Raw genomic sequence first — 23,274 nt, 5'->3', positions numbered from 1 at the left:
GAGTCGAAGAAGCCGCCGGCCGTATTTTCGGCCGGGGCTTTTTTTGTGCGCGGATGCGGAAGCGGAGCGTTCGCTCCGAAAGGGATACGTTTTTGCGCGCGGACCGTTCAAGGCGGATGCGCGCAGGGCCGCGTAATGCTATAATGGACAAGATTTACGGTGCGCCGCGGCAGTTCCGATATCGGGAAAGGCGCACGCGACACGGGAAACCGATTGGGGTTTTCCGAAAACGGACGCCTGCCGGCGGTGCCGAACAATGTACGGAGGGACGAATTTTATGAGTAAACTGGTGATCTGCGATCATCCGCTGATTCAGCACAAACTGACTTTTATCCGGGACGTAAACACGAACACGAAAGATTTCAGAGAGCTTGTCGACGAAGTGGCGACGCTGATGGCGTACGAAATTACCCGCGAGGTGCCGCTGGAATCCATTCCGGTGGAAACGCCCGTCACGAAGACCGAGGGAAAAGTGATCTCGGGACGCATGCTGGGGCTGGTACCGATTCTGCGCGCGGGCCTGGGCATGCTGGACGGCGTGCTGAAGCTGCTGCCGGCGGCGAAAGTCGGACACGTGGGCTTGTTCCGCGATCCGCATACGCTGCAGCCGGTCGAGTATTACGTAAAGCTGCCGACGGACGTGCAGGAGCGCGAGCTGATTGTCATCGATCCGATGCTGGCGACCGGCGGTTCCGCGATCGCGGCCATCGACGTGCTGAAGAAGCGCGGGTGCACGCAGATCAAAATGATGAATCTGATCGCGGCGCCGGAAGGCGTGAAGGCGGTACAGGACGCGCATCCGGACGTGGATATCTACGTGGCGGCGCTGGACGAACGCCTCGACGATCACGGTTATATCGTGCCGGGCCTCGGCGATGCGGGAGACCGTCTGTACGGCACCAAGTAAGAATACGGAATCCGGTCTGGATCGTTCTGGGCTTCAAGGTTAAAAAAGCGCTTTATTTAATGAAGGAATTAAATCGTCCGACGACGGATCGGGCTTTCGGAAGAAGGCTAGATACCCGAAGGAAAGGTGAGCGAACAACAAATGAAAAAGATCAAAGTCATGACCATCTTCGGCGTGCGTCCGGAGGCGATCAAGATGGCCCCGCTGATTCTCGAGCTGGAAAAACACCCGGAGGAGATCGAGTCGATCGTCTGCGTCACGGCTCAGCATCGTCAAATGCTCGACCAGGTGCTGGAAGTATTCAAGATCACGCCGGATTACGATCTGGACGTCATGAAGGACCGCCAGACGCTGAACGAAATTTCGGTCCGCGTGCTTCAAGGGCTGGAGCCGGTGCTGCGCGAGGCGAAACCGGACATCGTGCTGGTGCACGGCGATACGCTGACGACTTTCCTGGCAAGCTACTCGGCGTTTATGCAGCAGATCAAAGTCGGCCACGTGGAGGCGGGACTGCGGACCTGGAACAAGCTTTCGCCGTATCCGGAAGAGATGAACCGTCAGCTGACGGGCGTGATCGCGGACCTGCATTTTGCGCCGACTTCATGGTCGGGCGGCAATCTCGCCAAGGAGAATAAGTCGAAGTCAAGCGTTTTTGTCACAGGCAACACGGTTACGGATGTGTTTCAATATACCGTGCAGCCCGATTACACGCACCCGGTGCTGGATTGGGCGAAAGGAAAAAGGCTTATTCTGATGACGGCGCACCGCCGCGAGTCGCAGGGCGAACCGCACCGCAACATTTTCCGCGCGGTGAAGCGGATCGCCGACGAGTTCGAAGACGTGGCGATCGTATATCCCGTTCATCCGAGCCCTGCCGTCAAAGAGCCGGCCCACGAAATTCTCGGCGGTCATCCGCGCATCTCGCTGATCGATCCGCTCGACGTCGTGGACCTGCATAATTTTTATCCGCATACCCACCTGATCCTGACCGACTCCGGCGGCCTGCAGGAAGAGGCGCCGTCGTTCGGCGTGCCCGTTCTCGTGCTGCGCGATACGACGGAACGTCCGGAAGGGATCGAGGCCGGAACGCTCGAGCTGGTGGGAACGGAAGAAGAGAAGGTGTATGCACGGACTCAAGCGCTGCTCAGCGACTCCACTTTGTACGAATCCATGAGCCGGGCCGCCAACCCGTACGGAGACGGCAAAGCGTCGCAACGGATTGTCAATGCGATTCTTCACAGTTTCGGTTTTAAAGACGAACGTCCTGAAGAATTTCACACAATGGACACAATTGATCCCGAAGTTGCATTGTGATTAACCAGCCAAACAGTATACAGTATAGCTGTACGGTTAATACGCTTTCAAAAAATCGGTCGGCCGATGTCAAATAACTGTCACAACCTTTCCGGAACGACCGGTAATCCTGTCACGTAAGTAAAGGCAGACTCCGTTTTTCGAACGTCAGATCCTTGACCGGTGCGGAAATTTGGGTAAAAAGGAAAAGTTCGGTGAATTGACAATAACTCTTACCGTTCAGTAAAATGAATGGGGATTATGAGGTTGACAAACGATGGATAAGCGCATGAAACCGGAAGGCAAAAGCGGCCCTTGGAAAGCGGTCGGGCTTGTCAGCGCAATTGGCGTCGAACTTGTTTTGTTTACCCTGCTCGGATTCTTTTTCGGGCGATGGATGAACGAGAAGATCGGCGGTTCCGGTTTATGGATCGGTCTTGGCGTCCTGATCGGACTCGTCGTGGGTGGTTTCGGCGTAGTTGCCCTCGTCCGCAAAGTTTTGGAGGGAAGCGATGAATAGCGAATTACCGAAATACATGCGCTGGCTTACACGCGTTACATACACGCTTTTGGCGATCGGCGCCTGTTGGATGCTGATCGCTCCCCATCATCACCCGGTGGTGTTGGGCATTGTTTTCGGAGCGAGCGTAAGCTGCATGAGCGCGTATTATCTGGGATACAGAGTCCGTAAAATCACGGATGCGGTATCGGAAGGAAGAAAGGCCCGGGGCGGGCTGGGGTTTGCCTGGCGGGCGCTTGCGGCGGTGGCGGCTATCGTGGTCGCGATCGAATTTCCGCACGAAGTCAATTTGATCGCCCTGATGGCGAGCCTGGCCGCCGCCCCGGTTATTCTGCTCCTTGTGGGGATCTTCGTTACCCATAAGGCCAGCAAGGCAGAATCTGTCTACTTCGAGCAGAAGCGGATAGAGAAAGAGAGAATGGCTGAAGAAAGGGGTGAAAAAGATGCATGAATCTCCGATAATCGAGCTCGGAGGTATTCGTTTCGACCTTTCGATCATCTTTATGCTGATCGTAAGCTGCACGGTCGTGTTCCTGATCGCCAAGCTGGCGACCCGGAAGCTGTCCGTGGAAAATCCCGGCAAGCTCCAGAACTTCATGGAATGGGTGATCGAATTCGTTCAGAATCAGATTGCCGGCACTATGGACATGAAGAAAGGCAGACCTTTCGTCACGCTGGCGGTAACGCTGATTATGTTCATCTTCGTCAGCAATATGCTGGGACTTCCGTTCGGTATCGTCCTGCACCCTCACAGCGCGGCAGACGCAACCATCTTCGGTCAGCCGATTCTTCCCGCCGTCGAAGCGTTCAACGCGGCAGCCGCAGCGGGCCAAGAAGCGCATGTCGAAATCGCATTCTGGAAATCGCCTACCGCCGACGTTTCCGTGGCAATGGCGCTGGCAGCAATGATCTTCATTCTGGTGCACTTCCTGGGAATCACGAAAAATACGAAGGCTTATTTCAAGCACTACTTCGAGCCGTATCCGGTATTTTTCCCGATCAACCTGATCGAGCAGTTCTCCAGCCTTCTGACGCACGGCATGCGTCTCTACGGCAATATCTTTGCCGGCGAGGTGCTGATCAGCGTTATTCTGAAGCTGGCGGCCGTCAACGTCGTAGGCCTTATCGCTTCGATTCCTTTGATGGCGATCTGGCAGGGCTTCAGTATTTTCGTAGGCGCCATCCAGGCGTTCGTCTTTACGATTCTGGCCCTTGTGTACATTTCCCAGAAGATCGATACGCACGAAGAGCACTAACCTGATTCGCGAGCGTCACCGGTTCACGTGTCCAATGCAAGGATGGGGTTACATAACCTAACCGATATCCAAGCTGGCTATATAAACAATTATTTCTCTAATACTTAAGGAGGCTTACACAAATGGGTTTGGGAGCTATGGCATTGATTGCCGCTGCAATCGCAGTCGGTTTGGGCGCACTCGGCGCAGGTATTGGTAACGGTCTGATCATCAGCAAAACGGTTGAAGGTATCGCCCGTCAGCCGGAAGCAAAATCGACGCTGCAAACGACAATGTTCATCGGTGTCGGTCTGGTCGAAGCCCTGCCGATCATCGGCGTGGTCCTGGCGTTCATCTTCTACGCCGCGGCATAAATTTAAAACAAGTCATGGCGGGGATGGCACAGCCTCCGCGCCTTCTTTTTGAAATGAGTACTTTATACGTATTGAAATAAACTTAAGCATGTTCCGTTTATTGAACCGGAAAGGAGTGACTCAGGTGGATATTGTATGGTCGTCTATCATTATTACGCTGATTGCCTTCCTGCTCTTGTACTGGCTGCTGAGCCGTTACGCGATCGGGCCGCTGATGTCCGTGATGGAGAAACGCCGCGAATTGGTACTGGGCCAACTGGAAGAAGCTTCGGCTACGCGCCAGGAAGCGGCCACTTATGTCGAACAGCAAAAAGAAGCGCTCCAGCAGGCGCGCAAAGAAGCGTACGACATTATCGAGCAATCCAGACAGACGAGCGGCAAGCAGGCCGATCAGCTGATCGCGCAGGCGAAAGACGAAGCCGGCCGTCTGAAGGACGAAGCGCTCCGCGACATCGAGAGCGAAAAGAACAAAGCGATGGCCGCCCTGCGCGGCGAAGTCGGACGCGTGTCCGTGCAGATCGCTTCCAAGCTGATCGAAAAAGAAATCGACGAGAAATCGAACGAGGGCCTGGTCGATCAGTATCTGAAAGACGTAGGGACGAAATCATGAGCCGCGATACGCTGGTCGCGAAACGTTATGCGCGCGCGCTGTTCGAGGTGACTTTCGCCGAAGGCAAAGTCGCCGAGACTCAGGCCGAGCTGCGCGCCATCACGGAAGCTTTCGCGTCCGATCCGGCCCTGCGCAAGTTCGTAGCTTCGCCCGGTGTATCCGCGGAAGACAAGAAGAAAGTGCTGAACGGCGCTTTTGAAGGCCGCGTATCCGTGCCGGTGATCCGTACGGTCGAACTGTTGATCGAACGGGGCCGGACACAGCTGTTCGGCGAACTGCGCGAGAGTTACGAACAAATTTCGAACGAGGCGCTCGGCCTTGCCGACGCTATCGTATACAGCGCTTTTCCCCTGACGGAAGAGGAGAAGGCGGCTGCCAAGGAACGCTTCGGCGTGCTGACCGGCAAAAAAATCACCATTCACAACGTTGTGGACAAAAGCGTGCTGGGCGGCGCCAAAGTCGTGATCGGCAATACGCTTTACGACGGAAGTTTGGCGGGCAAGCTCGCCCGTCTCGAAAAGTCTTTTGAACGGCAAGCATAGTGACAGGGGGGAAACCACTTGAGTATCAGACCTGATGAAATCAGCACGCTGATTAAGAGCCAGATTGAACAGTATCAGAACGAAATCGAAGTCGCCGAGGTGGGTACCGTCATTCAAGTCGGCGACGGTATCGCGCGTGCGCACGGCCTGGACAACGTATTGTCGGGCGAACTGCTCGAGTTCGAGAACGGCGTCATGGGCATGGCCCTCAACCTGGAAGAAGACAATGTCGGTATCGTCGTCCTGGGTCCTTACACGGATATCCGCGAAGGAAATCAGGTTAAGCGTACGGGCCGCATCATGGAAGTACCGGTCGGCGAAGCGCTGCTCGGACGCGTCGTGAACCCGCTCGGCCAGCCTGTAGACGGCAAAGGCCCGATCGAAACGACGCATTTCCGTCCCGTGGAAGGATCCGCTCCGGGCGTTATCGACCGGAAATCCGTACACGAGCCGATGCAGACCGGCATCAAGGCCATCGACTCGATGGTTCCGATCGGCCGCGGTCAGCGCGAGCTGATCATCGGCGACCGTCAAACGGGTAAAACGACGATCGCGATCGACACCATCCTCAACCAAAAAGGCAACAACGTGAAGTGCGTATACGTCGCGATCGGACAGAAACAGTCCACGGTCGCTCAGGTCGTGGAAACGCTGCGCCGCAACGGCGCGCTGGACTACACGATCGTCGTGACGGCATCCGCTTCGGACCCGGCTCCGCTGCAGTACATCTCGGCTTACGCCGGCTGCGCGATGGGCGAATACTTCATGTACAAAGGCGAGCATGCGCTGGTTATCTACGACGACTTGTCGAAGCAGGCTGCCGCTTACCGCGAACTCTCCCTGCTGCTTCGCCGTCCTCCGGGCCGGGAAGCTTATCCGGGCGACGTCTTCTACCTGCACTCCCGCCTGCTGGAACGTGCCGCTAAGCTCAGCGACGCGCGCGGCGGCGGCTCGCTGACGGCTCTGCCGTTCATCGAAACGCAGGCTTCCGACGTATCGGCTTACATCCCGACGAACGTCATCTCGATTACCGACGGCCAGATCTTCCTGGAGTCCGACCTGTTCTACTCCGGTCAGCGTCCGGCGATCAACGTCGGTATCTCGGTATCCCGCGTCGGCGGTTCCGCGCAGATCAAAGCCATGAAAAAGGTTGCCGGTACGCTGCGTCTGGACTTGGCGCAGTACCGCGAGCTGCAGGCGTTCTCGCAGTTCGGCTCGGACCTCGACAAATCGACGCTGTCCCGCCTTAACCGCGGCGCGCGCATGATGGAGATCCTCAAACAGGGCGTTAACCAGCCTCTGGCTGTCGAGCAGCAGGTCGTCAGCTTGTACACGGCGGTCAAAGGGATGCTCGACGATATCCCGGTCGCGGACGTTCGCCGCTTCGAACGCGAGTTCCTCGCATTCATGACGAGCGAGCACCAATCGATTCTCGATTCGATCGTACAAACGAAGGACCTCACGTCGGACAACGAGAAGGCGCTGGTTGCCGCAATCGAACAATTCAAAAAAGGATTTGCGACGACGGCTTAAGCCGCGGGGCAAATATTCAAGAGAAGCCGGCCGGGCTTTGAACGGGTGAAGCCGCGTCCTTCCCTTCAGGGAAGAGCGGCTTTGCGCGTAAGGGTCCGGTCGAGGGCTTCCTCATTACCGGAAATTTTATTTCAGCATAATCTTACGAAGTGATTTTGCTTACGCAAAATCTGGAGGTGAATACACATGGCTAAAGGAATTCGCGAGATCAAGCGGCAGATCAAGAGTACCCAGAACACCCGTCAGATCACCAAAGCGATGGAGATGGTCGCGGCTTCCAAGCTGCGCCGGGCGCAGGAGAAGACGGAGGCGGCTCGTCCGTACTCGGAGAAGCTGCGCGAAGTGGTGGCAAGCATCGCTTCCGCGAGCACGGGAATCCGTCATCCGATGCTCGAGAAACGTCCGGTGCGCAGAACCGCTTACCTGGTCATCACGTCCGATCGCGGGCTTGCGGGCGGCTACAATGCCAACATCCTGCGCCGGGTATCCAACGAACTGCGCGACCGCCACTCGTCTCCCGACGAATACATGCTGTATGTAATCGGGCGAAAAGGGCGCGACTATTTCCGCAGACGGGGCATTCCGATCGCCGAGACGGTAACGGAACTGTCGGACTCTCCTTCGTTCGCGGACATCAAAACGGTCGCTGCGCGTGCCGTTCAGGATTACGAACTCGGCCACTGCGACGCTTTATACTTATGTTATAACCAGTTCGTCAATGCGCTTACCCAGATTCCGCAGGTCGAAGCGCTTCTGCCGATGGAGCCGGTGTCTTTCGAAGGCGCGCTTCAATCGTACGAATTCGAGCCGTCGGCCGAAGCCGTACTCGGCGAGCTGCTGCCGCGTTATGCGGAGACGCTGATTTACAAAGCGGTGCTGGAAGGCAAGGCAAGCGAACTCGGCGCGAAGATGACCGCGATGGGCGCGGCAACCAAGAACGCGTCGAAGCTGATCAACGAATATACCTTAACGTACAACCGGGCTCGTCAGGCGGCCATTACGCAGGAAATTACCGAAATCGTGGCCGGCGCGAGCGCCGCACAAAGCTGAAGCTTGTAGGAGGGAAAACGAAGCATGAATACAGGACGCATCATCAGCATCACGGGTCCGGTTGTCGACGTGGAATTCGAACGCGGTCAGCTGCCGGAAATCCTTAATGCGCTCAAGGTTCAAAAAGCGACGGAAGCGGGCCAAGAAGCCCCATTGACTTTGGAAGTCTCGAACCACCTGGGCGACAATACGGTGCGCTGCATCGCGATGTCCTCGACGGACGGTCTGACCCGCGGAAGCGCGGTTATCGATACGGGCGCTCCGATCTCCGTTCCGGTAGGCGAAGTGACCCTGGGACGCGTGTTTAACGTTCTCGGCGATCCGATCGACGAAGCGGGAGAAGTCGTCTCTCCGGTTAACAATCCGATTCACCGTCAGCCTCCGACGTTCGATGAACTGTCGACGCAGGCGGAGATGCTCGAAACCGGCATCAAGGTCATCGACCTGCTGGCTCCTTACGCGAAAGGCGGCAAAATCGGTCTGTTCGGCGGCGCCGGCGTAGGCAAAACGGTTACGATTCAGGAACTGATCAACAACATCGCGCAGGAGCACGGCGGTATTTCCGTATTCGCCGGCGTCGGCGAACGTACGCGCGAAGGTAACGACCTGTACCACGAAATGAGAGAGTCCGGCGTTATCAACAAAACGGCGATGGTGTTCGGTCAGATGAACGAACCTCCGGGCGCGCGTCTTCGCGTCGCGCTGACGGGTCTGACGATGGCCGAGTACTTCCGCGACCAAGAAGGCCGCGACGTACTGCTGTTCATCGATAACATCTTCCGCTTCACCCAGGCGGGTTCGGAAGTATCCGCCCTGCTCGGACGGATGCCTTCGGCCGTAGGTTACCAGCCGACGTTGGCAACCGAAATGGGTCAGCTGCAGGAACGGATCACCTCCACGAAAAAAGGTTCCGTTACGTCGATCCAAGCGATCTACGTACCGGCGGACGACTATACCGACCCGGCTCCGGCGACTACGTTCGCGCACTTGGACGCTACCACCAACCTGGAGCGTAAAATTTCCGAAATGGGTATCTTCCCGGCCGTCGATCCGCTCGCTTCGAGTTCGCGGATTCTCGCTCCGGACGTTGTAGGCGAAGAGCACTACGAAGTTGCCCAAGGCGTCAAACAGCTCCTGGCCCGCTACCGCGAGCTGCAGGACATCATCGCGATCCTCGGTATGGACGAGCTGAGCGAGGACGACAAGCTGATCGTTGCGCGCGCGCGCAAAATCCAGCGTTTCCTGTCGCAGCCGTTCCACGTGGCCGAAGCCTTCACGGGCCTCAAAGGCCGTTACGTTCCGGTTAAAGAAACGATCCGCAGCTTCCGCGAGATTCTCGACGGCAAGCACGACGATCTGCCGGAAGCGGCATTCCTCTTTGTCGGCACGATCGAAGAAGCCGTCGAGAAAGCGAAAACCCTGTAAGCTGCCAAGCTTCGGGTGAGGAGGGATAGAAGTGAGCACCTTTTTGCTGGAAATCGTTACGCCGGAGCGTCTCATCTACTCCGGACAGGTCACCAGTATCACCGCAAAGAGCGTAGAGGGCGACCTCGGCGTTCTGGCGGGCCATATCGCGACGGTCGCTCCGCTTCAAATCGGCGCGCTTACCGTTCACCATGACGGAAAACGGTCGCATATCGCCGTGCACGGCGGCTTCCTTGAAGTTCGCCGAGACAAGGTGGTCGTGCTCGCCGAAAGCGCGGAGCTGCCGGAAAGCATCGACGTCGACCGCGCACGCGCGGCACGCGAAAGAGCCGAGCTGCGCCTTGAAAGCGGGAAAATGCATGCGGACGAGATCGATCACCGCCGTGCGGAACTCGCGTTGAAACGCGCGATGACTCGTCTGGACGTTACGACTATGGACGTTGTCAACAAATAATCGTCAGCCGGTCTCCCTGGAGATCGGCTTTTTTGCATAACGCTATATTTCCCCGGAAATAGAGAAAAGGATTAAAAGTCGAGAAGCGGGTGCCGATAAAGCAAAAAGGCGCGCTGCGATAAGCTTTCCGCGAAAAAACGCTTACACTTCCTTGAGCAAGCAAGCAAAACCCAGTTTATGAGCTTCGAAGGAAAGTTATGGGCGCTTTTTTGTAAAATTTGTTTGAAATGTGCTGGATTCTTCGCTCGCTTCCCAGTATTATAAAGAAGTCCGCAAAAATATTCGCTATGCGGATCTGCGGCTCGTCCCGATAAAGGGGACAGAGTTCGGCCAGACGAATGAAAGGGGCTTGGACGATGGCTGAAAATGCCCTGGCATCTTTTTCGCAAACCGGAATCTCCGGCATTCTGTCCATGGCCATATCGCTGGGCTGCATCATTTTGGCCTGGTGGGCGCTGCAGAATCTCAAGCTCGATCTGTTCATTCGCCACCCGCAAAGCCCGCAGGGGAAAATGCTGCATGTGCTGCTGGCGATCGTGCTCGGGCATTTCGTCGCGAACTTCATTTTGGAGTACATCGGATGGTCGCAGCTGCTCAGATTAAGCTTCTAGAGATTGGAATTGTTTTAAGTCGGAACGCTTGGGTTAATCAGTGATTAGGTTTGTTGGATCTCCAATTAATCAAAAGATGAACCGGTCGTTAGACCGGCATGTGCACAATACCACAAACAAACACAATTAAACGCAAATTAAACGCGCGGAGGGAATACGGAGATGAGCAAATTTATCGTCCGCGGCGGCAAACGATTGACCGGAACCGTCAAAGTTAGCGGTGCCAAGAATTCGGTGCTTCCTATCATCGCTGCCAGTCTGTTGGGACAAGAAGGAGAAAGCGTCATTTCGGACGCGCCTCCTCTTGATGACGTTATGACCATCAATAAAGTTTTGGAATCGCTAGGAGCGGGCATTACATACCGGGATGAAGTCATCCGTGTAGATGCACGAAACCTGACTTCATGCGAAGCGCCTTACGAGTGGGTGAGCAAGATGCGCGCCTCCTTCCTCGTAATGGGGCCTCTGCTTGCGCGCCTTGGATCTACCCGCATTTCCATGCCGGGCGGATGCGCGATCGGCACGCGTCCGATCGACCTGCACCTGAAAGGGTTCGAAGCGATGGGAGCAACCGTCACACTGGGCGAGGGATATGTCGAAGCCAAAAGCGACGGCAGACTCCGCGGCGCGAAAATTTATCTCGATATGGCCAGCGTAGGCGCCACGGAAAATATCATGATGGCCGCCACGATGGCCGAAGGAATCACGACGATCGAAAATGCGGCGAAAGAGCCGGAAATCGTCGATCTGGCCAACTACCTGAACGCGATGGGCGCGATCGTCCGCGGCGCGGGTACGGGCACAATCCGGATCGAAGGCGTGGAGAAGCTTGTAGGAGCTCCTCACACCGTCATTCCGGACCGTATCGAAGCCGGCACCTACATGGTAGCCGCTGCGATTACGGGCGGCGACGTGTACGTCGAAGGCGCCATTGCCGACCACCTCGGTCCGGTCATCGCCAAGATGGAAGAGATGGGCGTCACGATTCTGCCGGACGAAAACGGCATTCGCGTAGTGGCCGACAAGCCGCTGCGCGCCGTCGATATCAAGACGCTTCCGTATCCGGGCTTCCCGACGGACATGCAGTCTCAGATGATGGCGCTGCTGCTCAGCGCAACCGGAACGAGCGTCGTAACGGAGACGGTGTTTGAAAACCGTTTCATGCATGTCGACCAGTTCCGTCTGATGAACGCCGAGATCAAAGTCGAAGGACGTTCTTCGTTCGTCAGCGGCGACACGAAATTCGTCGGCGCCAAAGTAACGGCAACCGACCTGCGCGCTGGCGCGGCCCTGATCTGCGCCGGCCTGGTGGCCGAAGGCACGACGGAAGTCGGCGGCACTCACCACATCGACCGCGGCTACGTCAATTTGACGGAAAAGCTGGTCGGTCTGGGCGCGGATATCTGGCGCGTGTCCATGCCGGAAAAAGCGGAAGAAGCCGCTCCGGCGAAAGAAGCTTCGGTACGTGCGGAAGCTCCGATTTTCAGCGTGCAGCCGACGTGGGCTTAACGCCGGATAACCGGTTCAAACGGTTGAAAAATCCAAGTTCGAAAGAACTTGGATTTTTTGCGTTTTTGTCCTTGAAATGCGTCTATTTTCCGTTGATGAAGCCCCTATAAATATGGTATGTTAAAAGCTGGTAGTTTACAGGATAGCGGGCGTAAGCGCGCAGGGGAAAAGCCGAATAAACAAGGATGCTGGAGGCCGCGAAAAGACATGTTGAGCAAGGATATCGGAATCGATCTGGGCACGGCGAACGTGCTGATTTATGTAAAAGGTAAGGGAGTCGTGATTGACGAGCCGTCGGTGGTAGCGATAGAAAGAGAATCGAAGCGCGTGCTGGCTGTCGGCGAAGAAGCTCGCCGCATGGTAGGACGTACGCCGGGCAATATCGAAGTCGTGCGCCCGCTGCGCGACGGCGTAATCGCGGACTTCGACATCACGGAAGCGATGCTGCGCTACTTTATCAACAAAGTGGGCGGCCGAAGCTGGTACAGCAATCCGCGGATTTTGATCTGCGCGCCGACCAACATTACTTCCGTCGAACAAAAAGCGATTCGCGAAGCGGCCCAGCGTACCGGAGCAAAAGACGTTTATCTGGAAGAAGAACCGAAAGCCGCCGCGATCGGCGCGGGCATGGACATTTATCAGCCGAGCGGCAACATGGTCGTCGATATCGGCGGCGGCACGACCGACGTGGCCGTGCTTTCGATGGGCGATATCGTGACGTCTTCCTCGATCAAGGTGGCGGGCGACACGTTCGACGAATCGATCATCCGTTATATCAAAAACAAATATAAGCTGCTGATCGGCGAGCGGACGGCAGAAGATCTGAAGATCAATATCGCTTCCGTTCATCCGGACGGACGCCAGGCGGAAGTGGACATTCGCGGACGCGATATGGTCAGCGGCCTGCCGCGCACCATTTCCGTGACTTCGGCCGAAGTCAAGGAAGCGCTCGACGAATCCGTCGCGCTGATCGTCAGCGCCGCGAAGACGGTGCTGGAGCGCACGCCGCCCGAGCTGTCCGCGGACATCATCGACCGCGGCGTCGTACTGACGGGCGGCGGGGCTCTGCTGCACGGCCTCGACGACCTGCTCGCCCAGGAACTGAAAGTTCCGGTCTGGACGGCGGAAGATCCGATGCACTGCGTCGTCAAGGGCACGCAGAAGATGCTCGATCATCTCGACAAGTCGGCCAAGAAAAAAATCTGATTTTCCACTCAACATTTTCTCGGATCTGCCGATATATATAACACAAGGTGCGGGGGCTTTTTTTGGGAAGCGCCGGCCGCGAGGAAACGGACTGGGACAGCCAAGACTTTTGCAAGACGGAAGAGACCGCATCCGCGATATCGGAAAGGGGAAAACATCGAATGCTGAGAGGATTATACACGGCGACCGCAGGCATGATGACGCAGCAGCACAGACACGACACCGTCACGCAAAACATCGCCAACTTGAATACGACGGGTTACAAGCAGGTGGAGAGCGTCGCGCGTTCTTTTCCTGAAGTGATGGTGGCGCTGCAAAACGGCGACGAAGGCCGCGACAACCGTCAGGTGGGCAAGCTGAACACCGGGGTTTTTGCCGAGGAAAGCATTTCGATGATGGTGCAGGGCGACGTGACCGAGTCGAACTCTTCGGACGACCTCGCTCTGGTCTCCGACCTTCAGGTCGCCGACCCTAGAGGCGGGAACGTCGTGTTCGATGCTTCGGGCAAAGCGATTCAGGCGAACGGTCAGGTCGTGTACAAGCCGCAGGCGTTCTTTAACGTTCAGAATGCGGAAGGCGGCGTCAGCTACACGCGGGACGGCGATATGCATCTGACCGCGGACGGACGCCTGGTTACTTCCATGGGCCAGAACGTGCTGGGTCAGGACGGACAGCCGGTCGTGCTGGCCGGTTCGATGGACGATTACTGGGTGCGGGAGAACGGAACCATTTTCAATAAAGCGACGGGCGCCGCGTCCGGACGGATCGGCATCACGGTTGCGGCGCAGCCGAACGGACTGACCCGCGACGGCGAAGGCCTGTTTACGGAAAAGACGCAGGGAGCGGCTGCGCTTCGCGCGGCGACCAACGAAGACGCGATCGAAGTCAAGCAGGGATATCTGGAGCGCTCCACGGTGGACGCGGCCCAATCGATGGTGGATCTGACGGCTGCGCTTCGCGCTTACGAGGCGAACCAGAAAGTCGTGCAGTTCTACGACAAAAGCTTGGAAAAGGCCGTCAACGAAGTCGGAAGAGTATAACTAAGGAGGCACATTCATGAATAACTCGATGATCAGCGCTGCGGTGACGATGAACGGCCTCCAGCGCAAGCTCGACCTGATTTCGGACAATATCGCGAACCTCGATACCGTCGGCTACAAAGCCAAGCAGGGCAGCTTCCAGGACGTGCTGACGCGCGTTCAACAGCAGGGCAAGCACTTCCAACTCGACGGGCGCCGTACGGATGCCGGATACAATCTCGGTTTCGGCGCTCGGATGGGCGAAGTCACGATCGATCTGACCCAAGGACCGCTGAAAGAAAGCGGCCGTTTGTCGGATATCGCGATCGAAGGCAACGCCTTGTTCGAGATTCAGGCGAACGGACAGAAAGCCTGGACGAGAGAAGGCGGCTTCCAGCTGACTTCGATCGCCGGCGACGCCCGAAACGTCTACCTGACCACCAACGAGGGACATCCGGTTATGGGCACCAACGGACAGCCGATTCGAATTCCCGCGAATTCCAAACTTCAGGTAGACAGTGACGGAACGGTCCGCGCGCTGAATCCGAACGGCACGAGCACGGCGGCGGGACGGCTCTCGCTGGCGCGGGTGCAGCACTCGGAAGGTTTGGTACAGACGGAAGGCAACGTGTTCGTTCTGGCGGACGGCGTGAACGAAGCGGACGTATTGACGAACAACGGCGTAACGGCCCAGGTTCGTCAAGGTTACGTGGAACAGTCGAACGTGGATATGACCGCGCAGATGACCGAGCTGCTGCAGGCGCAGCGGGCTTATCAGCTGGCCGCCAAAGCGCTGACGTCGAGCGATACGATGGCCACTTTGGCGAACGGCATCCGTCAATAAACAAAAAAACGCGTATTCGAGCAAGGTTCATGCGCGGTACGACGAACAAGTCCGAAGCCCCGGGAGATGCCGGGGCTTCAGACTTTGCGGCAAGGAGGTATGGAAATGGAAAAAGTGATGGACGAGCAGAAAGAGACCCCGGTACGGCGCAAAAAGACGTTCGGCAGAAAAATGCTGCGGTTTATTCTTTTTCTGCTTTTTTTCGTGCTCTGTCTGACCGGAGGTTTGGTCTTCGGTTACGTATACATCGGCAAACAGGGGTGGGAGGAAGCCTTTAAGCCCGAGACGTGGATGCACGTTTTCGATCTCGTTTTCGCTCCGTAAGCGTCTTTTTCGTTTTCCGACTGTTTTTCAAAGCTAAAGCTCGCCGGGGCGCAAATGCCGCGCTTCAGGCGGGCGGCAAGAGCCGTTTCGGGCCCGCGGGGGCCGAAGCGGCTCTTTTTGCGCTTACTTTTCCTCGATTTCTTTTTGCTGCGGGAAACTGTATAATGATGGGGGAAATTGCCGAAAGGAGTTTTGTACGTGACTTTGGATTCGCAGCAAATTCAGGATATTATTCCGCACCGTCCGCCCTTCCTGTTGGTGGACCGCATTTTGGAGGTCGAGCCGGGCAAAAGCGCGGTAGGCATCAAGAACGTAACCGTTAACGAACCTTTCTTTGCCGGACATTTTCCGGGTTATCCGGTCATGCCGGGGGTATTAATAGTTGAGGCGCTGGCGCAGGTCGGAACCGTGGCGATGATGAGCGTGGAGGAGAACCGCGGCAAGCTCGGTTTCTTCGCGGGCATCGACGGATTCCGTTTCCGCGGCCAGGTCAAGCCGGGCGACACGCTGCGGCTTGAGGTCGAAATGACCCGTTTCAAGGGCAAGATCGGCAAGGGGCACGCCGTAGCGAAAGTGGACGGCAGCGTGGTGGCCGAGGGCGATATGATGTTTGCTCTCGCCGACCGCGAATAGTTCGCTACCGCCTCTTCACCCCAACAATCCGGACAGGGAGGTACAAGAAACATGTTGAACGAAAAAACCGCGGCGGTCGTCCAGCAGTGGCTCGAAGACCCAAGCATTGACGAAGAAACGAAACAGGAACTGCGCGGATTGGAATCGCAGCCGGACGAACTGGAAGACCGCTTCTATCGGGAGCTGGAATTCGGAACGGGCGGCCTGCGCGGAGTCATCGGCGCAGGAAGCAACCGTATGAACCGTTATACGGTGGGCAAAGCGACTCAAGGTCTGGCGGAGTACATAAACGAAACGGCTCAGGGCAAAGAAGGCCGGCCTTGCGTTGTGATCGCGCATGATTCGCGTCATTTCTCTCCGGAGTTCTCGTTGGAAGCGGCGCTGGTGTTGGCCGCCAACGGAATCGTGGCCAAGCTTTATCCTTCGCTCCGTACAACGCCGCAGCTGTCCTTCTCGGTTCGTCATCTGCAGGCCGACGGCGGCATTATGGTCACGGCCAGTCACAACCCGCCGGAGTACAACGGTTATAAGGTCTACAACCGCGAAGGCGGACAGCTGGTGCCCGATGAAGCCGAACGCGTTATCAGCCTGGTGCAGGGCGTGCAGTCGTTCTCCGAAATCAAGCGAATTACCCGCGAAGAGGCGGAAAGTCAGGGGCTGCTCGTATGGCTCGGCGATGCCGAAGACGAAGCGTTCATCGACACGGTCGCAAGCTTGTCGCTGAGCCGCGAACAGCTGGCGGCCGGTCAGGGCGACGATCTGCAGATCGTCTTCACGCCGCTGCACGGTACGGGCAACCTGCCGGTGCGCCGCGTGCTGGAGAAGATCGGCTTCAAGAATGTGGCCGTCGTGACGGAGCAGGAGCAGCCGGACGGCGACTTCCCGACCGTCAAGTCGCCGAACCCGGAAGAACGCGAAGCGTTCACGCTGGCGATGAAGCTCGGCGAAGAGCTGAACGCGGATATTCTGATCGGCACGGACCCGGACTGTGACCGTATGGGCGCCGTCGTGCGCAACAAGGAAGGCAAGTACGTCGTACTGAGCGGCAACCAATCCGGCGCGATTATGGTCGATTACGTATTGGGACGGATGAAGGAAGCGGGCACGCTGCCGGAGAACGGCGCGGTCATCAAGACGATCGTGACGAGCGAGATGGGCGCGGCGATCGCCCGTCATTACGGCGCGGAAGTGCTCAACACGCTGACCGGCTTCAAATATATCGGCGAGAAAATGACCCAATTCGAACAGACCGGGGAGCACACCTTCCTGTTCGGTTACGAAGAAAGCTACGGTTACCTGGCCGGCAGCTATGCGCGCGACAAAGACGCGGTGCTGGCTTCCATGCTGATCGCGGAAGCGGCTGCGTACTATAAGACGCAGGGCAAGACGCTGTACGAAGTGCTGGAAGGGCTGTACGCGCAGTTCGGCACGTTCATCGAACGCCTGGAATCGCGGACGATGAAAGGCAAAGACGGCCTGGCCAAAATTCAGTCGATTATGGCGGACTGGCGCGCAAACGCGCCGACCGAAGTGGCAGGCGTTAAAGTCGTGCAGACGCTCGATTACGAGACGGGCATCGACGGACTGCCCAAGGAGAACGTCTTGAAGTATATTTTGGAAGACGATTCCTGGTTCGTTCTGCGTCCTTCGGGCACCGAGCCCAAGATCAAAGTGTACTTTGCGGTACGCGGCGATTCGCTCGCGGATGCGGAACAAGCGGTACAGCGCCTGGTAACCGCCGTTACCGAGCGCGTGGACGCTTAAGAATCCAGACTTCAAGAAACCGACAATGAAACGGCCGCGGACCGAAATCCTCGCGTTCGCGGCGGTTTTTCCAGGAGTTCCGACGATGCCTCTTGCCGAAACGCGCCGAAGCGGCGCGTTTCGGCAGGAGGCGTCTGATTTATCAACTTAAGCAATGCCGAAGCGAACGCTCCGGCAAGGAGGTATACCGAAATTGAGTCAGAAGTGGCGGCAGTGGAACAAGGCTGCAAGTAAAGTGTTATGGATTCTGGTAATTTTGGGAATCGTGGCGTCCCTTCCGGTTGCATACGACCGGATCCGGACGGAAGGCACGTCCAAAAACGTGGAAATGATCTTTGACTATCGGGATCTCGTCCAGGGATCGTCCTATCAGGGCAATCCGAACGCTTGGATCAATGAGCAGCTTGACGTATTGAAGGAAGCCGGCATTCAGACGATGGCCGTGTATGAAACGACGCTGACGGAACTGTCCAACGCCAGAAGAATTACGGTGTACAGCGAACAGGACGCGGCGCGTCTGACCGGTAAAGTACTGACTGCCGATGAGAACGCTACATATCTGCTGTTTACGAACGCGGAGAGCCGGCAAAAGATCGAGCCGATCATCCGCAAAGCTTTTGCCAGCCAGGAGATCGCCGTCGAAGATTGGTCCTTGAACGGACGCGACGGTCTGAAGATCGCCACGCCGGTACAGAACGCCGTACTGAAGACGATGGAACCTGATCCGATTGCCATGGATCTGCTGAAGTCGAAAGGCTTTCATCTGCTGCCGCGTTTGGGTAACAGCACCGTCTACAACCAGGAATCGCTAGCTTCCCTGCTGGACCGTTTCAAAGCGCTCGGCGTCGAACGCATTTTGTTCGAAGGAGAAGAAGTGCCGGGGTATGCGGAAGAGCCGGACGAGCGGCATTTGGAAGACTTTGCGAAGCTGCTTAACGAGCGCGGAATCGGAATTGCCGCGATCGAAAATCTGAAGGGGCCTCAGCGCGGCTTCGAGACGTTGGCCAAGCAGACCAACTATAACGTGGCCCGTCTCTACTCGTTGAGCGGCCGCGATTCGTCGCTGGACCCGGATGTCATCGCGGACCGATTCGCGCTTGCCGCGAAGGATCGCAATATTCGCATGATGTTCATTCACACCGCTATTCAGACGAATACGGTCAAGGGAGAAATTACCGACACGATCGAGAATCTGGTCGAAAGTCTTGACGGGCCGGAAGGCGCGATTCAGCGCATCGAAAACTACGGGTTCCAAATGGGACAGGCCGATTCGTTCGAAGTCGCCGAGATGGCGGGGCAGAATTACTTCCGCTGGATTGCCATCCTGGGCGCGGTTGCGCTTGTCGCTCTGCTCGTCTCCGTCTTCGTTCCGCCGCTGACGCTGTTGGCCTTCATTTTGGGTCTTATCGGAACGGCCGGATTGTATGTGCTTAAGCCTCACGTCATGGAACAGGCGCTGGCGCTGTTCGCCGCGATCAGCGCGCCGACGATCGCCATGGTGTTCGCGGTTCGGAAGATCGATCGTCTGCACGACGCCGGCCAGAACATGAGTACCGGAAGAAGACTTGCTCACGGCATTCTGCTGTTCCTGCGCACGAGCGCCATGTCGCTGCTTGCGGTGCCGTTCATTATCGCCTTGTTGAACCGCGTCACGTATCAGCTGGTGCTGGAACAGTTCCGCGGCGTCAGCCTGCTGCATTTGGCGCCGATTGCGCTGACCGCGCTGTACGTGCTCTTTTACCGGAAAAATTCGGCGTTCGGCAGCGTGGGCAAGATTCTGCGCATGCCGGTGACGATCGCCATGGTCATTATTGTTGCGGTTATCGGCGTGGTCGGCATGTACTATCTGTCGAGAACTGGTAACAGCGGAAGTGCTACAGGTTTGGAAAAAGCGTTCCGTACGCTGCTTGAAAATACGGTCGGCGTACGTCCGCGCTTTAAAGAATTCCTGTTAGGCCATCCAATTTTTATCGCTGGGGTATTCGTTGCATTGAAGTATCGACATGCCATTTATGTCATGGTTATCGCATCAATCGGCCAGCTTTCAATCGTCGATACTTTCGCCCATATTCATACACCAGTCTGGATCTCTCTGGTTCGTGACCTGCTCGGCATCGGTTTGGGCATCATCGTCGGATTGGTCTTCGTGCTGGTATGGCAAATCATCGAAAGGTGTTGGAAAAAATGGTCGCCTCTTCTCGCAAAATTGTAATCTCGGGCTACTATGGATTCCGCAATAGCGGGGATGAAGCGGTATTAAAGTCGATTCTGACGGCTTTGGAGCAGGAGGGGAAACGAAGCGGCATCAAGTTTGAGCCGATCGTCCTCTCCGGCGATCCTTCCTGGACGTCCGGCATTTACGGCGTTAAAGCCGTACATCGGATGAGCATGAAAGAAGTGCGGCAGGCGATCCGGGACAGCGACGGATTGATCAGCGGCGGCGGAAGCCTGCTGCAGGATGCGACCAGCCCGAAAACGATCCCTTATTACGTCGGGATTATCCGTTTGGCCCAGTGGATGGGGAAACCGGTATTCGTGTATGCGCAGGGCGTAGGCCCGGTGAACAAAAAAATGTTTTATCCGCTCATACACGGCGCTTTCAAACGCAGCCACTACATCTCCGTGCGGGACCAGGAATCGGCGGCGCTGCTGCGCACCATGAAAATGGACGGAGGAAGGATCGAGGTGGTGCCCGACCCCGTCATGGGTCTGCCGCTTCCGACCGGGGCCGTCTCGAAATTCCCGGCCGAAAAGCCGGACGGACTGCCGAAAATCGGCGTGTCGGTCCGCTTCTGGGACGAGGATCGGGCAGAACTCGCCGGCATCGCGGACGGACTGCGGAAGCTGGCGGAGAGCCGGAATGTACACTTCTGCTTCCTCCCGTTCCATCTGCCGGACGACGAAGCGGCTTCGAATTACGTAATCGAGCGGATGGGCGACGTCAAGTCGCTCGGATCCAAAATCACGACGCGCCAGACGGAAGATCCGCAGGCGATGCTGCTCGAGGTCGGACGCTGCTCCGCCCTGATCGGCATGAGGCTGCACAGTCTGATCTACGCCGCTTCGCAGCGTGTGCCCCTTGCCGGGATCTCCTACGATCCGAAGATCGATAACTTCCTCGCGCGCCTGAAGACCAAGGCGATCGGAACGAGCGAACAGGTGCGTCCCGAGCGGCTGGCCGAAGAGCTTGCGCATTTGCTGGACGACGCCGAGGGCTGGAAAGCGGATCGCGAGCCTCTGATCGCCCAGCTGCAGAGCGAAGCTTCAAGGCCCGCCCGGGCGATCGCGGACTATTTTGCACAAAAAGGATGAGCGAAACCGATGAGTCATAGTCATAATGAAGCCGGAATCGGACAGATACCGGTCACTTCCATCCTCGGCGTCGAAGTCTCGAAGCTGGACATGAGAAGTACCGTCGACGTTCTGGAACGAGCTGTCGCTTCGGGAAAGCCGCATCAGATCATTACGGCAAATCCGATCATGATCATGGCGGCGCTGGAGAGCGAAGACAATATGCGCGCGATGCGCGAAGCGGAACTGATCGTACCCGACGGAGCGGGGGTCGTCTGGGCCGCCGAGGAATTCGGCGATCCGGTCGCCGAGCGCGTCGCCGGATTCGATCTGCTGCAGGAACTGATGAAACGCGGCGAACAGCTGGGATGGAGCGCTTATCTGCTCGGAGCGGCGGAGGAAGTGGTTCAGGAAGCAGCCAGCCGGTTACAGAAACAATATCCGAAGGTTCGAATCGCGGGCGTGCGCAACGGCTATTTCGGCGAGTCCGAGAATGCGGAGATCATCGCGAACATTCGCGAGGCCAAACCGGACCTGCTGTTTGTCGCGCGCGATGCCAAGACCCAGGAGCCGTGGATCGCCCGTTATAAGGAAGAGATCGGCGTTCCCGTGATTATGGGCGTGGGCGGCAGCTTCGACGTTATTTCCGGCAAGACGAAGCGTGCTCCGGTCTTCATGCAGAAGCTGCGTCTGGAATGGTTTTACCGGCTGGCGAAGGAGCCTTCCCGTCTGCCCCGGATGATGGCGCTGCCCCGGTTCATGCAAACGGTCAAAAAAGCGAAAAAAAGCATGAAATAAAGAGGATTCGAGGGGCAAAACCGCATATTCATGCTGGTATTCGGCCGCGGAGAGGGGTATAATAATTCCCGGTTGAAACACATTGGAGGTTTGAGACAATCATGTTCATCGTCTATATTCTCGGTTTCGTACTCTCGCTCGTACTGGCTCTCGGTCTGACGCCGCTCGTGAAGCGCTTTGCCGTCAAAGTCGGAGCGGTAGACGTGCCGAACGCCCGCAAAGTGCATACGCGCATCATGCCCAGACTCGGCGGACTCGGAATTTTTCTCGCTTTCGTACTCTCGCTGCTTGCCGTAATGCCGTTTCTTCCGTTCGATCTGGCGGAACGGGACTCGAACTTTATCAAAGCTTTTCTGATCGGCGGCTCGATTATCGTACTGACGGGCGCGCTGGACGACCGATTCGATTTGAACGCCAAACTGAAGTTTCTCATTCAGACCGGTGCGGCCTGCGTAGTCGTATTCGGTTTCGGCATTAAAGTAGATTTCGTCAACCTGCCTTTTTCGAATGATTATTCTACCCTGGAAAACTGGATCGCCATTCCTCTGACCATTTTCTGGATCGTCGGCGTCACGAATGCCGTTAACCTGATCGACGGCCTGGACGGCCTGGCGGCCGGCGTATCCGGTATCGCGATCGGCACCATTCTCGTCATGTCGTTGATCAACGGCAACCTGCTCGTAGCGATGCTCTGCCTGCTGCTGCTGGGCGGCATTGTCGGCTTCCTGTTCTTCAATTTCCATCCGGCCAAGATCTTCATGGGAGATACGGGGTCGCTGTTCCTGGGCTTCAGTCTGGCCATGCTGTCTCTGCTCGGATTCAAGCAGATCGCGGTGCTGTCTTTCATCACGCCGCTGATCATTATCGGCGTGCCTCTGTCGGACACTTTCTTCGCGATCGTGCGCCGCAAGCTGCAAAAGAAACCGATCTTCGCGCCCGATAAAGGCCACCTGCACCACTGCCTGCGCGAACTCGGATTCAGCCATCGCCAGACGGTGCTGATTATCTACGGGATTGCCGCATTCTTCGGCGTGCTTGCCGTTATCCAGTCCGCTTCCGCGATGTTCGAGGCCAACTGGGTCACTTTTGTCGTCATCTGCGTCATGATGTTCTTTATGCAGATCGGTGCCGAAATCATCGGGCTCGTCGGTCAGACGAAGCGTCCGGTGCTTCAACTGCTGTCGCGCCTGCGGGTCAAACCGCAGGATCGGGCGAAGCCTTAACGCAAAGATTCACGTGTCTCAGTCAGTCGCATAGAAAGTCATACCGAAAGCCCTGATTCCATAGCGTCTATGGAATCAGGGCTTTTTGCTTAGCCGCCTTTTTTGGAAG

Annotated in this window: 24 protein-coding genes; all 24 read left to right on the top strand. The window is 56.9% G+C overall.

The window, feature by feature from the left end; genetic code table 11:
* Nucleotides 1–277: 277 nt before the first annotated feature.
* Entirely contained in the window at nucleotides 278–907 is a 630-nt protein-coding gene (upp, locus tag GYN08_RS12640; RefSeq protein WP_166274725.1) for a uracil phosphoribosyltransferase, read from the top strand.
* 141 nt (nucleotides 908–1,048) lie between these two features.
* Nucleotides 1,049–2,221, top strand: a complete 1,173-nt coding sequence (gene wecB / locus GYN08_RS12635) for a non-hydrolyzing UDP-N-acetylglucosamine 2-epimerase (RefSeq protein ID WP_166274723.1) — start codon at nucleotides 1,049–1,051, stop codon at nucleotides 2,219–2,221.
* A 256-nt stretch (nucleotides 2,222–2,477) separates the two neighbouring features.
* Nucleotides 2,478–2,720 (top strand): AtpZ/AtpI family protein, encoded by a 243-nt coding sequence (locus GYN08_RS12630; RefSeq protein WP_166274721.1) that lies wholly within the window; start codon nucleotides 2,478–2,480, stop codon nucleotides 2,718–2,720.
* Nucleotides 2,713–3,171, top strand: coding sequence for an ATP synthase subunit I (locus GYN08_RS12625; protein ID WP_166274719.1), 459 nt, complete (start codon nucleotides 2,713–2,715; stop codon nucleotides 3,169–3,171). Before GYN08_RS12630 ends, GYN08_RS12625 begins: the two co-directional genes overlap by 8 nt.
* Nucleotides 3,164–3,976, top strand: a complete 813-nt coding sequence (gene atpB, locus GYN08_RS12620; protein ID WP_166274717.1) for a F0F1 ATP synthase subunit A — start codon at nucleotides 3,164–3,166, stop codon at nucleotides 3,974–3,976. The genes GYN08_RS12625 and atpB overlap by 8 nt, the downstream gene beginning before the upstream one ends.
* Nucleotides 3,977–4,104: 128 nt before the next feature.
* Nucleotides 4,105–4,329 carry a F0F1 ATP synthase subunit C gene (atpE, locus tag GYN08_RS12615; protein ID WP_087798618.1) on the top strand — a complete coding sequence of 75 codons (225 nt, stop codon included), beginning with the start codon at nucleotides 4,105–4,107 and terminating at the stop codon, nucleotides 4,327–4,329.
* 124 nt (nucleotides 4,330–4,453) lie between these two features.
* Nucleotides 4,454–4,939, top strand: coding sequence for a F0F1 ATP synthase subunit B (atpF, locus tag GYN08_RS12610; protein ID WP_166274715.1), 486 nt, complete (start codon nucleotides 4,454–4,456; stop codon nucleotides 4,937–4,939).
* Nucleotides 4,936–5,481: a F0F1 ATP synthase subunit delta gene (locus GYN08_RS12605; RefSeq protein WP_166274713.1), complete on the top strand. Its 546-nt coding sequence runs from the start codon at nucleotides 4,936–4,938 to the stop codon at nucleotides 5,479–5,481. Before atpF ends, GYN08_RS12605 begins: the two co-directional genes overlap by 4 nt.
* An 18-nt stretch (nucleotides 5,482–5,499) precedes the next feature.
* Complete coding sequence (gene atpA / locus GYN08_RS12600; RefSeq protein ID WP_166274711.1) at nucleotides 5,500–7,014, top strand: F0F1 ATP synthase subunit alpha; 1,515 nt, start codon at nucleotides 5,500–5,502, stop codon at nucleotides 7,012–7,014.
* Between the two features lie 186 nt (nucleotides 7,015–7,200).
* Nucleotides 7,201–8,064: an ATP synthase F1 subunit gamma gene (gene atpG, locus GYN08_RS12595; RefSeq protein WP_166274709.1), complete on the top strand. Its 864-nt coding sequence runs from the start codon at nucleotides 7,201–7,203 to the stop codon at nucleotides 8,062–8,064.
* Between the two features lie 24 nt (nucleotides 8,065–8,088).
* Nucleotides 8,089–9,489 carry a F0F1 ATP synthase subunit beta gene (atpD, locus tag GYN08_RS12590; protein ID WP_166274707.1) on the top strand — a complete coding sequence of 467 codons (1,401 nt, stop codon included), beginning with the start codon at nucleotides 8,089–8,091 and terminating at the stop codon, nucleotides 9,487–9,489.
* A gap of 31 nt (nucleotides 9,490–9,520) precedes the next feature.
* Entirely contained in the window at nucleotides 9,521–9,943 is a 423-nt protein-coding gene (locus GYN08_RS12585; RefSeq protein WP_166274705.1) for a F0F1 ATP synthase subunit epsilon, read from the top strand.
* 356 nt (nucleotides 9,944–10,299) lie between these two features.
* Complete coding sequence (locus GYN08_RS12580) at nucleotides 10,300–10,554, top strand: DUF1146 family protein (RefSeq protein ID WP_235946220.1); 255 nt, start codon at nucleotides 10,300–10,302, stop codon at nucleotides 10,552–10,554.
* 162 nt (nucleotides 10,555–10,716) lie between these two features.
* Complete coding sequence (gene murA, locus GYN08_RS12575) at nucleotides 10,717–12,063, top strand: UDP-N-acetylglucosamine 1-carboxyvinyltransferase (protein ID WP_166274701.1); 1,347 nt, start codon at nucleotides 10,717–10,719, stop codon at nucleotides 12,061–12,063.
* A gap of 207 nt (nucleotides 12,064–12,270) precedes the next feature.
* Nucleotides 12,271–13,269 carry a rod shape-determining protein gene (mreB, locus tag GYN08_RS12570; protein WP_166274699.1) on the top strand — a complete coding sequence of 333 codons (999 nt, stop codon included), beginning with the start codon at nucleotides 12,271–12,273 and terminating at the stop codon, nucleotides 13,267–13,269.
* A gap of 161 nt (nucleotides 13,270–13,430) precedes the next feature.
* Complete coding sequence (locus GYN08_RS12565) at nucleotides 13,431–14,309, top strand: flagellar hook-basal body protein (RefSeq protein ID WP_166274697.1); 879 nt, start codon at nucleotides 13,431–13,433, stop codon at nucleotides 14,307–14,309.
* Between the two features lie 16 nt (nucleotides 14,310–14,325).
* Complete coding sequence (locus GYN08_RS12560) at nucleotides 14,326–15,132, top strand: flagellar hook-basal body protein (protein ID WP_166274695.1); 807 nt, start codon at nucleotides 14,326–14,328, stop codon at nucleotides 15,130–15,132.
* 105 nt (nucleotides 15,133–15,237) lie between these two features.
* Nucleotides 15,238–15,456, top strand: a complete 219-nt coding sequence (locus GYN08_RS12555; RefSeq protein ID WP_235946217.1) for a DNA-directed RNA polymerase subunit beta — start codon at nucleotides 15,238–15,240, stop codon at nucleotides 15,454–15,456.
* A 198-nt stretch (nucleotides 15,457–15,654) separates the two neighbouring features.
* Entirely contained in the window at nucleotides 15,655–16,089 is a 435-nt protein-coding gene (gene fabZ / locus GYN08_RS12550; protein ID WP_328802935.1) for a 3-hydroxyacyl-ACP dehydratase FabZ, read from the top strand.
* 51 nt (nucleotides 16,090–16,140) lie between these two features.
* Nucleotides 16,141–17,853: a phospho-sugar mutase gene (locus GYN08_RS12545; RefSeq protein ID WP_166274693.1), complete on the top strand. Its 1,713-nt coding sequence runs from the start codon at nucleotides 16,141–16,143 to the stop codon at nucleotides 17,851–17,853.
* 193 nt (nucleotides 17,854–18,046) lie between these two features.
* Nucleotides 18,047–20,065 carry a DUF5693 family protein gene (locus GYN08_RS12540; protein WP_166274691.1) on the top strand — a complete coding sequence of 673 codons (2,019 nt, stop codon included), beginning with the start codon at nucleotides 18,047–18,049 and terminating at the stop codon, nucleotides 20,063–20,065.
* Complete coding sequence (gene csaB, locus GYN08_RS12535) at nucleotides 20,038–21,165, top strand: polysaccharide pyruvyl transferase CsaB (protein ID WP_166274689.1); 1,128 nt, start codon at nucleotides 20,038–20,040, stop codon at nucleotides 21,163–21,165. Before GYN08_RS12540 ends, csaB begins: the two co-directional genes overlap by 28 nt.
* A 9-nt stretch (nucleotides 21,166–21,174) precedes the next feature.
* Complete coding sequence (locus GYN08_RS12530) at nucleotides 21,175–21,942, top strand: WecB/TagA/CpsF family glycosyltransferase (RefSeq protein WP_166274687.1); 768 nt, start codon at nucleotides 21,175–21,177, stop codon at nucleotides 21,940–21,942.
* A gap of 101 nt (nucleotides 21,943–22,043) precedes the next feature.
* A complete protein-coding gene (locus GYN08_RS12525; RefSeq protein WP_166274685.1) occupies nucleotides 22,044–23,165 on the top strand; it encodes a glycosyltransferase family 4 protein in 1,122 nt (373 codons plus the stop codon).
* Nucleotides 23,166–23,274: the final 109 nt, after the last annotated feature.

The sequence above is a fragment of the Saccharibacillus alkalitolerans genome (assembly GCF_011090185.1).
Taxonomy (GTDB): domain Bacteria; phylum Bacillota; class Bacilli; order Paenibacillales; family Paenibacillaceae; genus Saccharibacillus; species Saccharibacillus alkalitolerans.
The sequence above is the reverse complement of the archived record's forward strand: the minus strand, read 5'-3'. Positions and strand labels throughout refer to the sequence as shown.